The sequence below is a fragment of the Nonomuraea sp. NPDC000554 genome (genome assembly GCF_040300065.1).
Taxonomy (GTDB): domain Bacteria; phylum Actinomycetota; class Actinomycetes; order Streptosporangiales; family Streptosporangiaceae; genus Nonomuraea.
The window spans coordinates 59,690-71,330 of sequence record NZ_JBEPDC010000030.1; the positions used below are offsets into that span (position 1 = coordinate 59,690).

At 71.2% G+C, this 11,641-nt stretch carries 12 protein-coding genes; 6 read left to right on the plus strand and 6 right to left on the minus strand.

What is annotated here, in order from left to right:
- Nucleotides 1-32: 32 nt before the first annotated feature.
- Nucleotides 33-452 (minus strand): CBS domain-containing protein, encoded by a 420-nt coding sequence (locus tag ABT294_RS40460; RefSeq protein WP_350811750.1) that lies wholly within the window; start codon nucleotides 450-452, stop codon nucleotides 33-35.
- A gap of 251 nt (nucleotides 453-703) precedes the next feature.
- On the opposite strand from ABT294_RS40460, the gene ABT294_RS40465 reads away from it, so the two are divergent.
- The 3 genes from ABT294_RS40465 to ABT294_RS40475 all read left to right on the plus strand — a co-directional run bounded on the left by ABT294_RS40465 (nucleotide 704) and on the right by ABT294_RS40475 (nucleotide 4,929).
- Nucleotides 704-1,723: an NADP-dependent oxidoreductase gene (locus ABT294_RS40465; RefSeq protein WP_350811751.1), complete on the plus strand. Its 1,020-nt coding sequence runs from the start codon at nucleotides 704-706 to the stop codon at nucleotides 1,721-1,723.
- A 108-nt stretch (nucleotides 1,724-1,831) separates the two neighbouring features.
- The gene (locus tag ABT294_RS40470) at nucleotides 1,832-2,080 is read left to right on the plus strand and encodes a cell division protein SepF (RefSeq protein ID WP_350811752.1); all 249 of its coding nucleotides are present in this window, start codon (nucleotides 1,832-1,834) and stop codon (nucleotides 2,078-2,080) included.
- Between the two features lie 356 nt (nucleotides 2,081-2,436).
- Nucleotides 2,437-4,929 carry a winged helix-turn-helix domain-containing protein gene (locus ABT294_RS40475; RefSeq protein WP_350811753.1) on the plus strand — a complete coding sequence of 831 codons (2,493 nt, stop codon included), beginning with the start codon at nucleotides 2,437-2,439 and terminating at the stop codon, nucleotides 4,927-4,929.
- 13 nt (nucleotides 4,930-4,942) lie between these two features.
- Here the strand turns inward: ABT294_RS40475 and ABT294_RS40480 are convergent, their stop codons facing one another.
- Nucleotides 4,943-5,200, minus strand: a complete 258-nt coding sequence (locus tag ABT294_RS40480; protein ID WP_350811754.1) for a DUF8691 family protein — start codon at nucleotides 5,198-5,200, stop codon at nucleotides 4,943-4,945.
- Nucleotides 5,201-5,382: 182 nt separating this feature from the next.
- On the opposite strand from ABT294_RS40480, the gene ABT294_RS40485 reads away from it, so the two are divergent.
- The 3 genes from ABT294_RS40485 (at nucleotide 5,383) to ABT294_RS40495 (ending at nucleotide 7,359) form a co-directional block, all read left to right on the plus strand.
- Nucleotides 5,383-5,766 carry an SHOCT domain-containing protein gene (locus ABT294_RS40485; protein WP_350811755.1) on the plus strand — a complete coding sequence of 128 codons (384 nt, stop codon included), beginning with the start codon at nucleotides 5,383-5,385 and terminating at the stop codon, nucleotides 5,764-5,766.
- Nucleotides 5,767-5,908: 142 nt separating this feature from the next.
- Nucleotides 5,909-6,505 (plus strand): hypothetical protein, encoded by a 597-nt coding sequence (locus ABT294_RS40490; protein ID WP_350811756.1) that lies wholly within the window; start codon nucleotides 5,909-5,911, stop codon nucleotides 6,503-6,505.
- A gap of 254 nt (nucleotides 6,506-6,759) precedes the next feature.
- Nucleotides 6,760-7,359, plus strand: coding sequence for a copper resistance CopC family protein (locus ABT294_RS40495; RefSeq protein WP_350811757.1), 600 nt, complete (start codon nucleotides 6,760-6,762; stop codon nucleotides 7,357-7,359).
- Between the two features lie 455 nt (nucleotides 7,360-7,814).
- Here ABT294_RS40495 and ABT294_RS40500 read toward each other — a convergent pair whose 3' ends face one another.
- The 4 genes from ABT294_RS40500 to ABT294_RS40515 form a co-directional block, all read right to left on the minus strand.
- On the minus strand, nucleotides 7,815-8,594 hold the full coding sequence (locus ABT294_RS40500) for an AfsR/SARP family transcriptional regulator (RefSeq protein ID WP_350811758.1): 780 nt from the start codon (nucleotides 8,592-8,594) through the stop codon (nucleotides 7,815-7,817).
- 155 nt (nucleotides 8,595-8,749) lie between these two features.
- The gene (locus ABT294_RS40505) at nucleotides 8,750-9,952 is read right to left on the minus strand and encodes a ketosynthase chain-length factor (protein ID WP_350811759.1); all 1,203 of its coding nucleotides are present in this window, start codon (nucleotides 9,950-9,952) and stop codon (nucleotides 8,750-8,752) included.
- Nucleotides 9,949-11,211 (minus strand): beta-ketoacyl-[acyl-carrier-protein] synthase family protein, encoded by a 1,263-nt coding sequence (locus ABT294_RS40510; protein WP_350811760.1) that lies wholly within the window; start codon nucleotides 11,209-11,211, stop codon nucleotides 9,949-9,951. Before ABT294_RS40510 ends, ABT294_RS40505 begins: the two co-directional genes overlap by 4 nt.
- Nucleotides 11,208-11,621 carry a cupin domain-containing protein gene (locus ABT294_RS40515; RefSeq protein ID WP_350811761.1) on the minus strand — a complete coding sequence of 138 codons (414 nt, stop codon included), beginning with the start codon at nucleotides 11,619-11,621 and terminating at the stop codon, nucleotides 11,208-11,210. The genes ABT294_RS40510 and ABT294_RS40515 overlap by 4 nt, the downstream gene beginning before the upstream one ends.
- Nucleotides 11,622-11,641: the final 20 nt, after the last annotated feature.

Below are 11,641 nucleotides of genomic sequence, written 5' to 3' on the forward strand. Positions count from 1 at the left end.
TGGCGCGGCTCCCCCCGCTCGGGTTCGACGGATCACGGGCTGGCGCAGATCATCTCCACGAAGTGGCCCACCGTCGCCTCGGGCAGATGCCTGGCCAGGTCGGCCTCGCTGATCAGGCCGACGAGCCGGTGGTTCTCTATGACCGGCAGGCGGCGGATCTTGTGCTCCTCCATCGCGACGAGCACCTGCTGGATGTCCGCGTTCCCGTCGACGGTGACCGGCTTGCCCTGGGCCAGGTCGGCCGCGGTCATCAACGCGGGATCGCCTCCGGCGGCGACGCACTTGAGCACGATGTCCCGATCGGTGATGATGCCGTGCAGCCGGTCGTCGTCGCCGCAGATCGGCAGCGCGCCCACGTCCAGCTCGCGCATGCGCTGAGCGGCGAACATGAGGCTCTGGTGCTCACTGATGCACTCGACTCCCGGGTGCATGATTTCCCGTGCCGTGGTCACGATGATCTCCCCCTTCGAGCGAACTCGTCCCCCTTCCACGCTGCCCCGGGGCGCGACGGCGAGCTAGGGCCGAAGGTCCTCACCCTCACCAGCCGCCAGACACGACCACCCCTGTCAGAGACACCCCACCTCCCAGGCCCCGGCAGGCATGCCAGTTCCCGCACCCTTCCACAACTTGACCGGGCGGTCCGGTTTGCTGCTAAGGTCTCGCAACATGACCAGTCGGTCCGTTTTTTAGCGAGGGAGCGACGATGAGCATGACGATGCGAGCGGTCGTGGCCGAGGACTACGGCCCGCCCGAGAACCTGACCGTCCAGAGGATTCCCGTGCCCGTGCCGGGTCGCGGCCAGATCCAGGTGCGGGTGCGGGCGGCGGCGCTCAACCCCGCCGACCTCCGCCTGCTCACCGGGACGATGCGCGAGCAGGCTCCCCTGACGTTCCCGTACGTGCTGGGCAGCGACTTCGCCGGCACGGTGACCGAGGTCGGCGACGGCGTGTCCCGGTTCGCCGTCGGCGACGAGGTGTTCGGGCTGGGCCTGCCCAGGGCCGCGTCCGCGATGGCGGCGATCGTCTCCGACCCGCCCTCGCTGACGACCGGCACGATGGCCGAGTACGCCGTCTTCGACGCGGACACCCCGGCCATCGCACGGCGTCCGGCGGACCTCGCCGCCGAGCACGCCGCGAGCCTGCCGATGGTCGCCCTGACCGCGCTGCCGCTGCTGCGCGCGAGCCGCTTCCAACCGGCAGACCCCGTGCTGGTCATCGGCGCGACCGGTGGCGTCGGCAGCGCGACGGTCCCCCTCCTGGCCGCGGCGAAGGCGTACGTGATCGCCACCGCGACCGAGGCCGACCAGCCGTACGTCCGCAACCTGGGCGCCGCCGACGTGATCGACCACCACACCCACGACGTGGCCGCCGAGACGCTCCGGCGGCACTCCGACGGCGTCGCGGCCGTGATCAACCTGGCCCTGCCGGGCGAGCGCCTGGTCGAGTTCGGACGGCTGGTCCGCCCAGGGGGACAGGTGCTGAACGTCGCCTTCCCCAAACCGGATCCGGCTGCGTTCGGTCGCGACGACCTGACCGTCGAGACCGTGTACGCCTCGGCCCGTCCCGGTGATGTGGCCGACGTCGCGGCCCGAGCCGTGGACGGGTCGCTGCCCGCCGCGATCGGCCGCCGCTACCGGCTCGACGACGCCGCCCGCGCCTACCGCGAACTGATCGCGGAACACACCCGCGGCAAGCTGGTCGTCGTCATGGACGACCAGCCTTGACCGGGCCGAGCGACCCCTGATCCGGGCGGTCCTGTCCGACCTGCCAAGGAGAGTGACGGCCTGCGGATAACGGCTTGACGTTCATCGGGAGCTGTGGAGACTGATGCCATGATCAAGACCCTGTGCCCCGAGAACTACAACGAGGCGATCTACGTGGGGCACTTCTTCCGTACGGGCACCCCTGTGGTCATGGACCTCACCAAGCTGCCCGACAGTGAGGCCAAGCAGTTCGTGGACTTCGCCGCGGGCCTGGTGTTCGGCAGGCGCGGGAACATGGACCGCCTGTCGCCGAAGGTGTTCTTGCTGATGCCGTCCGGGATGTCCGCCCCGTCACCGGACGCCGACGAGGTGCGGTAGGAGACGGCGCTCAGCCGCGACCCGTCGTTCGTGCCAGATGTCCGATTAGGGCCGTTCTCCTGCGGGCATGGGGAGGGGACACGGGCTGTCGGACAGCACGTTAGGGGGGAGCAGGGCCGTGGACGGTTCCGGCGGCGACGCGCCGGATCGGCCGCCCGTCACCGGACACTGGTCCGCGCGGGAGGCCGCTCGGCCTTGCGGAACGCGTGTTCGGTCATGGAGTCGCCCAACCGGGTGAGCCGTTCCGGCGCGGCTCCGCGCCGAACGGCACGGTTCCGCCTCTGCCGGACTGGGCCATCCTGCGCCCGCGGCTGCTCGGACGTCTCCGCGAGGGCGCCCGTGGCCCCCTTACGGTGGTGACCGGCCCCCCTGGCTCGGGGAAGACCGTTACGGTCAACGCGTGGGCGGTCACCGAGACGCGCCCGTGCGTCCCCATCGTCTGGATGTCCGGCGACCGGACGCCGAGCACGTCGGACGGGCTGTGCGCCGGCCTGGCGGAGTGCCTGCCGCGTGCCGGCGTCGAGACCGGCACGGCGGAGCCGCGACCGGCGGACCTCGCCTCGCTCCTGTCCGCGCTCGACACCCCCGTGGTCCTGGTGCTGGACGACTTCCGCCCGGAACCGGCCGCCGCGCTCGGCGACTTCGTCACCTACCTGCTGAAGCACGCCGGGCCCGGGCTCCGCATCGTCATCACCGGCCGCAGCGACCCCCCGATACCGCTGCGCCGTTACGCGCTGGCCGGTCAGCTCACCGAGGTCCGGGCCGGTGACCTGGCGTTCAGCGAGCACGAGATCGCCGCGGTGCTGGCCCAGCACGGCGTCCGGCTCGGCTCGGCGTCGCTGCGGGCCCTCAGCGAGCGGACCGAAGGGTGGGCGGCCGGGGTGCGCCTCGCCGCGATGTCGATGGAGTCCCATCCCGACCCCGACGCGTTCGTCGAGCAGTTCGCCGGCGACGACCACGCGGTCGTCGGCTACCTCGTGGAGGAGGTGCTCGACGCCCAGCCGGCCGGGGTCCGGCGCCTTCTGCTGTCGACCAGCGTCGCCGACCGCGTCAACGCCGAGCTGGCCGCGGAGCTGGCCGGCGACGAGGCCGGCCGTCACTTCACCGCGCTGGTCAGGCAGAACGCCTTCGTCGTGCCGCTGGGGCACGGCTGGTACCGCTACCACACGATGATCCGCGAGGCGTTCCGGCTCGTCCTCCGTCACGAGTCGCCCGCGGAGGCGTCCGAGCTGAACCGGCGGGCCGCGGCCTGGTTCGCCCGCGCGGGTCACCTGGTCGAGGCGGTGCGGCAGGCCGCGGGCGGCGGGGACTGGCGGTACGCGTCCCGGCTGGTCGTCGACCGGCTCGCGATCGGACGGGTGCTCGGCCTGCGACCCGCGGACCCACTGGCCGACCTGTTCCGCGACCTGCCGTCCGACCTGGTGTTCGGCACGCGCGAGCCGGACCCGGCCATCGTCGCCGCCGCCGCGAGCCTGGCCAGAGGCGACGACCGGGCAGCCGCGACCGCGCTCCAGCACGCCGAGAGGGTCCTTGAGCACACCCCGGGCGAGCAGGCGCACGCGCGGCTGTGCGTCGCGCTCGTCCGCCTGGCCCGGCGCCGGTCCGCGGACTGCGCCGGGAACGGCGACCGGGCGGTGCCCGCGCTCCTGCTCGGCTTCCCGGAGCGGCTGCTGCACGACCGTCCGGAGCTGCACGCGCTGCTGCTGTCGTCGCGGGCCGCCGCCACCCTGCGCGATGGACGGCTGCGGGAGGCCGCGCGGCTCTTCGACGCGGCCCTCGCCGCGGCCACGGAGGCGGGCGGCGACTTCCAGCGCAGGTCCTGCCTGGGCCATCTGGCGCTCGTCGAGGCGTTGCTCGGCAGGTTCGCGCCGGCCGCCGAGCTCACCGGCCGCGCCGCGCAGCTCCCCGAGGTGTCGACGTCCCCCGCCGGGAGACGGGTCGCGGCGGCCCATCTGGCGGACGCCTGGGTGCGGCTCGAACGCTACGAGCTCAAGGCGGCCCGCGGCGAGCTGGACAGGGCCGCACAGGCGCTGCGGGAGTGCCCTGACACGTTGATGTCCATGGCGTACCAGCTGGTCGGCGCACGCGTGGAGATCGCGCGGGGCCGTCCGGGGCGGGCCCTGGAACTGCTCGACATGACCGGTGCCGCCGTGCCGCGGGTGCCGTGGCTCGAACGCAGGTTGAGGCTCGTGGTCGCGGAAGCCCACCTGGCCCGGGGCGCCGCGGACGCCGCACGGATCGCCGCCGAACGCGCCGGAGGAGCCGGGACGCCCGGCTCGGCGGTGGCGCTGGCACGCGCCGAACTGTGCCGCGGCCGAACCGCCACCGCCGCGGGCATGGTGCGCCACGCCCTGGCCGAGTCGGTGGACGCGCCGGTCGACGTGCGCGTCGAAGCCTGGCTGTTCAACGCCTTCCTGTCCTATTCCGGTGCCGAGGAGAGCACGTCGAACGGCCGCCGGTCCCTCGGACGGGCGCTGCGCCTCGCCGAGCGCGAGCAGATCCGGCTGCCGTTCGCGCTGTCCGGGGAGTGGCTGCGCGCGGTGCTGCGGCACGACCCGGAGCTGGCACGTCCGTACCACAGGCTCCTCGACCCGCTGCACCTCGGCGACGGACCGGCAGGCGCCGACAGGACGGAGACGGCCGCCGCCGTCGAGAGGCTCAGCTCGCGGGAGCTGGACGTGCTGCGGCTGCTCGCCCGGACGATGAGCACCGAGGAGATCGCCGACGACCTGTGCCTGTCGGTCAACACGATCAAGACCCACCTCAGGAGCATCTACCAGAAGCTGGGAGTGACCCGCAGGTCCGAGGCCGTGCGGCGGGCCCGGCACCTGTCGCTCCTCGGAGACTGAGGCCCACTCCCGGTCAACGCGGCAGGTTGCGCGGGAACCGGCGCACCTCGACGAGCTCCAGGCCGAGGGCCTGAATCCGCTCGAGGACGCTGTACAGGGCCGCCTGGTCGAGATCCGCGCCCCAGACGACCGTCTCGACCGGGTTCACGGTGATGGCGAGCCCCCCGAATGCGTCGCGGAACGACTCGCTGACGCGGCCCCGGATTCTGATCTCGTAGCCGTGGCACTGCGGGGGGTGGGTCGTCGACCTGCGCCCTGGCGCTGAGGTCATCTGTCCTCCCTGGATCGAGTCACCGGCTCCCTCACCGGCGACAGTACGGGGATCCGGGCGGGGAAAACTCGCCCGCCGCGGGTGATCCCCCGCTGCTCGCGCGGCCGGACGATGAAGCTCCAGAACGCGGGGTCGCGGCCGTGCCGACCGGCACGACCCGACACACGACGACAGGAGCGACCATGGACTATCCGCTGCTGAACGTCCTCCTGACCATGATGTGGTTCTTCCTCTGGGTGGTCTGGTTCATGCTGCTCTTCCGCGTCATCGCCGACATCTTCCACGACGACTCGATGGGCGGCTGGGCCAAGGCCGGCTGGACGATCTTCGCCATCATCCTGCCGTTCCTCGGCGTCCTCATATACCTGATCGTGCGAGGCAAGCAGATGGGCGAGCGGGAGATCGCCTGGGCGCGCGGGAGCGAGGCCCGCTACTACGCCGCCGCGGGTGGGGTCACCCAGCCCACCGATCAGGCCGACCAGCTCACCCGGCTCGCCGAGCTCAAGAACCACGGCGACCTCACCCAGGAGGAGTACGAGCGCGCCAAGGCCAAGGTCCTCGTCTAGCCGGACGGAGCACCCCTCGGCACCGGCACGCCGCCGCTGCTCGCAGGCGCGCGTGCCGTGCAGGGCACGTCGCCGGAGCTGCTCGCAGGCTCGTGTGTGCCGTCTTCGTGAGGGCGGTGGCGGGCTCTGGCACGATGGAGGGGTGCACGTTGGCCGGCCTGCCGTACGCGCGCTGCGCGCCGCAGCGTTCACGGCCATCTGCGTCCTGGCCTCGGCGACGCTGCACGTGCTGGTCGGCGGCACCGCGATCCGGCCTGGCACGCTGGCTGCGGCGGTGGCGGCGACCTGGGCCGGCGCGTACTGCCTGGGTGGTCGCCAGCGCGGCTGGCCGGAGCTGCTGGCCCTGTGCGGGCTGTCACAGTACGGCCTGCACCAGCTGTTCGGTGCCCAGGAGTATCCCGCTGCCGCCCTGATGATCCCCGTGTCGAGCGAGCCGGTCGGTCACCAGCACGGCATCGGGCCGGGCATGGTGCTGATCCATCTGGTGGTGGCGCTCTGTTCGAGCTGGTGGCTGGCGCGCGGCGAGGTGGCGCTGGCGGCGCTGCTGCACCTGAGCGCCGCGCGGGTGGCCGGCGTCCGGGCCCTGCTGTCGGCCATGCTGGCCGTGCCGGCCGCCCTGTCCGCCGTCGAGCGTCCCCGCCTGCCGCTGGTCCGGACGGGGACCGCGCGCCGCGTCCCCACCCTCCTGACTCCGGTCATCTCACGCCGAGGGCCGCCCCCACGCCTCGCCCGCGGCTGAGACAGTGCGCGGGCCCCGCAAGGCCTCTTACTCCTGCGCCTGCTCCCACCACGTGAACGCGCCCCCGATCGCCGCACCAACCGGCAGCCCGCGGCGGGGCCGCGCTGACCACAGCCGCCCGCCTCAGTGCCGGGCGCGAACAACGTCAAGAGCGGCCCTGCGCTGACGACGCACCGCGCGGCCGACGGCGTGGCGGACAGGCATCTCCTCATCACCCGGCATGCCGCCGGGCCCGACAATCTTCGGAGTCCCCATTGACTCGCTTGCCCACCTTCATCCGCCGAGCCGCCGCGTCGGCCGTCGGCGCCGCCCTCGTGGTGCTGATGACCGCCCCCGCCGCGCTGGCGCACGACCGTCTCAAGGACAGCTCGCCCGCCAACAACGCCAAACTGGCGCATCTGGAGACGATCGAGCTCGAGTTCACGTCCCGCATGACCCTGCCCACCGTCGTCCTCGACGGTCCGAACGGTAAGCAGGTCCCGCTCGACAAGCCGCGCAGCGAGGGCAGCAAGGTGTTCGCCAGGCCGTCCGAGGCCCTGGGGCCGGGCCGTTACCGGATCGCCTGGCGGGTGGTCTCGTCCGACGGTCATCCCATCGACGGCGAGATCTCCTTCACCATCACCGCCCCGGCCCCCTCACCGTCCACCAGCCCCAGCACGACGGCCACGGCACCGGCCACCGCCGCCAGCACCGCTGACGCGGAACCCGCGTCGCAACCCGCCTCATCGGCCGCGGCCACCCGGAGCACCGACAGTTCCGGCGTGCCCGGATGGCTGTGGATCGCCCTGGCGGTGCTTGTCGCCGCCGGAGCAGCCGTGCTGCTGGCAGCCCGCCGCAAGCGCGACTCCAGCTGAAAGACCGCGCCGCAGCGCACAACCCGGCCGGACGGGCTGCTGAGGCGCGAGTCCGAACGCCGGCCAGGCCGGACGGTCCCGCAGCGCACAGCCCCGCCGGACGGGCTGCCGAGGCGCGAGTCCGGCCGACCGGCCGGGCCGGAGCGGATCATCGCCTGGAATCCCGCCTCGACGAGCCGCTCCCGGCGCTCCTTCGACCAGGTCGCCGCATGGCTCGCGAGCACGGGGAGCCATCGCCGTCCTGCAAACCACCGCGTCGCTCAGGCCGCCCGAGGATGACATGGATTCCTGGTAGAGGGCGGCTGACGTGGTCTTGGACCCGCCTCGCTGGTGGAAACTGAGGCGGTTTCGCAGCCTGTACGAGACGGGCGCGACAAGCCTGCGGGAGATCGCGGTCGAGATCGGGCCGAACCGGCGAACAGTCACCAAGTACCTGATAGGCCGCCGGTGTCGAGTTAGGCTTTCAGACGGGGGACACGGACCGGCTGGTTCGACAGGACTTCGTGTTGAAGGCGCTGCAGCTGGGTCGAGGGTTCCAGGCCGAGTTCCGTGTGGAGGGTGGATCGGATTTCCTGGTAGGCCAGCAAGGCGTCACTTCGGCGACCGGCGTGATTCAATGCGGAAATCAGCTGCTCGTGCAGCCATTCATTGAATGGGTACTCCGCTATCAGTTCGCGCAGCTCGCCGATGAGTTCCACGTGCCGGCCCAATTGGCCGTCCGCTTGGATGTGGAGTTCGATGGCGCGTAGCCGTTGTTCCATCAGACTTTGCGCGTGCGTCGCCAGAATGGCGCCTTGTGGGACATTCGCCAGTGGTAAGTCGGTCCACAAATTCAGCGCTTGGTTCAATATTGGCGCCGCCTCTGCGGGGCGGCCTTGCCCCAGGTGGGTGCGGCCCTGGGTGACGAGGGCGTCGAACTTGTCGGCGTCCAGGGCGCCGGGCGGGAGGCGCAGCATGTAGCCGGGCCACTTGGTGACGAGGACCTCCTCGTCGGCGCCGGAGCGGTCGCGGTCGATCAGCTTGCGTACCTGGTAGATGTAGGTCTGGGTGGTGGTGACCGCCGTTCTGGCGGGGTTGTCGCCCCACAGCTCCTCTACCAGGGTCTCGATCGGGACGACGCGGTTGGCGCGCAGCAGGAGCAGCGCCAGCACGCGCAGGACTTTGGGCGGCGTGGGTGTGCACACGCGGCCGTTATCAAGGACTTCCAGTGCCCCCAGCACTTTGAACTCCAGCATTTTTTACCTACCCCGTTGAATTTTACCTACCCCGTTGAGTGCGGATCGAAGCGCATGGTGATGGACGAGGGCAAGCCACCGCCCATCTTCGATTTGGTATGGGAGTTTGACTCAGAATAAACAGACTCGGCAAGAAATGGCAACGGGTCCCAGAATCACTCGACGAGGACCAGTGCGGCGTTGAAGCCGCCGAATCCGCGAGCCACCACCAGAGCTGTGCGCACGGGCCGTTCGCGTGGTTGGCCGAGGACGAGGTCGAGACCGAGAGAGCGCACGGGGTCCGTCGTCCCCACTGTCGGCGGAATCACACCGTCCCGCATGCTCAGCAACGCGGTGGCGACGTCCAAGGCGGCGCCTCCCGCATAAAGGCGGCCGGTCATGGTTTTGGGCGCTGTTACCGGCACTTTGTGGTGACCGAAAATGGACACCAAAGCCTCCGCCTCCATGCGGTCGGCTGACGGCAGGCCCATGGCGTCGGCGAAGACGACGTCGATCTCGTCAGGTCGCGCCCCCGCGTCCGCGAGGGCGAGGGTGATGGCGCGGGCGAGCGTGGGTGGGCGGTTGCGCTCCACCGGCGGGTCGAAGGTGGCGGCGTATCCCGCAATGTGGCCATAAGTCGGGCGGGATGGGGCCGGGTCCTTCTCAACGACGAACATCGCGCCGCCTTCCCCCGGCACGTAGCCACACGCCTCCGTGTCGAACGGGACGTAGGCGCGGGCCGGGTCGTGACGCTTGCTCAGGCCCCTGCTCGACAGCTGAGCCACCAGGCCGTACGGGCACAGCGACGCGTCGGTGCCACCGACCAGTGCCAGGCGCGCCCCTGAGCGCATCATCCGGCGGGCCTGGCCGACGGCGTCCAGTCCGCCCGCCTGCTCGGTCGCGATGGCCGCGCACGGACCCCGCATGCCGTTGCGGATGGAGATCTGGCCCGTCGAGGCCGCGTAGAACCAGGCGATCGACTGGTAGGCGCCCACGTGGTCCGAGCCCTTGCCCCAGAGGCCCGTCATCTCCTTCTGGCCGAACTCGGTCCCGCCGGACGAGCTGGCGGTGACGACCGTCATCTCGTACTCGGGGAGCGAAGCCGGCGAGACTCCGGCATCCACAAGCGCGTTGTCAGCGGCCACCAGCCCCATGTGCGTCCAGTGGTCGGTCTGGGTGGTGATCCTGCTGGGCAGGTGGTCGCGCGCGGTGAAGCCGCGCACCTCACCGGCCAGCCGCACCGGGTAGGAAGCGGGGTCGAACCTGGTGATCGGGCCGATACCGCTGCGGCCGGAAAGCGTGGCCGCCCAGTACTCCTCCGTAGTGGCGCCGTTCGGCGCGACCACGCCGAGGCCCGTGACGCCGAACCGATCCCTCACGAATCTCCCTTCTCGTGCTTGGCGAGCACCATGGCGGTCTGGAACCCCCCGAACCCGCTGCCGACGCTCAGCACCACGTCGGTCTTGTGGTCGCGCGCGGTCAGCGGCACGTAGTCCAGGTCGCACTCGGGATCGGGGTGGTGCAGGTTCGCCGTGGGCGGGACGATCTGGTGCTCGATCGCGAGGGCGGAGGCGGCGACCTCGATGGCGCCGATCGCGCCGAGCGAGTGTCCGACCATCGACTTGATCGAGCTGACCGGTACGTCGTAGGCGTGCGGCCCGAGGCTGCGCTTGAAGGCGGCGGTCTCGTGCCGGTCGTTCTGCTTGGTTCCCGAGCCGTGGGCGTTGATGTAGTCCACGTCGGTCGGGTCGAGTCCGGCCTCGTCCAGGGCGACGGTGATGGCCTCGGCCATCTCCCTGCCGTCGGGCTTGAGGCCGGTCATGTGGAAGGCGTTGCTGCGCGCCGCATATCCCGAAATTTCGGCGTAAATGTGTGCGCCGCGCGCCCGTGCCGCCTCCAACTCCTCCAACACGAGTACGGCGGCGCCCTCCCCCAGCACGAACCCGGACCGCGTCCGGTCAAAAGGCCGGGACGCGGCAGACGGATCACTCGTGTCAGCCGTCGTTGCCTTGATGGCGTCGAAACAGGCGACGGTGATCGGCGAGACCGGCGCGTCGGTAGCCCCGGCGACCGCCACATCCACCGTCCCCTCGGCCACCAGCTGTGCCCCGTACCCGACGGCGTCCAGCCCAGACGTGCACCCGTTGGACACGAGCTGCACCGGCCCCTCGGCCCCACTCTCCCAGGCGACCTCGACGGCCAGCGTGCTGGGGACCATGTGCCCGTACAGGTGCGGCACGCCGTACTCATGATCGAGCAGCCACCGCTTGCCGGCGTCGCTGAGCACGACGTACTCCTCCTCCAGGCTGACCGTGCACCCTACGGCGCTGCCGAGGCTGACCCCGATCCGGCTGGGGTCGACCCCGTCGATACCGCTGTCGGCGAGCGCCTCGCGGGCACTGACGACGGCGAATTGCGCGGCACGGTCCATTCTGCGCACCTGGCGGGCGGTGAGCCCGGCGGCGGCGGGGTCGAAGTCGACCTCGGCGGCCAGCGGCGAGCGAAAAGCGCCGGCGTCGAACGCCTGGATGAGCCGGGTGGCCGAGCGCCCGGCGGTGAGCATCTCCCACGTGGCCTTGGTACCCACGCCGCCCGGCGTGACCATGCCGATCCCGGTGATGACGACGCGGCGTCTCACAGCCGCGCTCCGCCGACCTGAGGCGAGGACTCGTGCGCGTGCGGCAGCTCCTCGGTGTCGACGTGGCCGAGTTCGGGCCGGGGCGCGAGCGGGCTGAGGTGGAAGACCGCCTCGCCCTCCTCGGTATCGGTGTTGACCAGGCGGTGCCGGGCGCCGATCGGCACCATGAGCGCGTCGCCGGGGCCGAGCTCCACGTGTTCGTCCTCGACATGCATGGTCAGCGTGCCGCGTACGACGTAGAGGAATTCCTCCGAGTGCGGATGGTAGTGCTCGGCGACGTACTCGCCGGGCTTGAGCGTGAGCACACCCATGAAGCCCGAGGTGCTCTGCACGGTTTTCGGGCTGAGCAGGACCCGGATGTCGCCGCCTCTACGCCGGTTGGGGACGACCTCGCTAGCGGTGATCTTCATGTCCGCAACCCTGCCAAAGG

Excerpts from the sequence above, each read along its gene's own strand:
- ABT294_RS40500 (WP_350811758.1), bottom strand. The coding sequence starts at position 8,594 with ATGCTGGAGTTCAAAGTGCTGGGGGCACTGGAAGTCCTTGATAACGGC.
- ABT294_RS40515 (WP_350811761.1), bottom strand. The coding sequence starts at position 11,621 with ATGAAGATCACCGCTAGCGAGGTCGTCCCCAACCGGCGTAGAGGCGGC.
- ABT294_RS40470 (WP_350811752.1), top strand. The coding sequence starts at position 1,832 with ATGATCAAGACCCTGTGCCCCGAGAACTACAACGAGGCGATCTACGTG.
- ABT294_RS40485 (WP_350811755.1), top strand. The coding sequence starts at position 5,383 with ATGGACTATCCGCTGCTGAACGTCCTCCTGACCATGATGTGGTTCTTC.
- ABT294_RS40480 (WP_350811754.1), bottom strand. The coding sequence starts at position 5,200 with ATGACCTCAGCGCCAGGGCGCAGGTCGACGACCCACCCCCCGCAGTGC.
- ABT294_RS40465 (WP_350811751.1), top strand. The coding sequence starts at position 704 with ATGAGCATGACGATGCGAGCGGTCGTGGCCGAGGACTACGGCCCGCCC.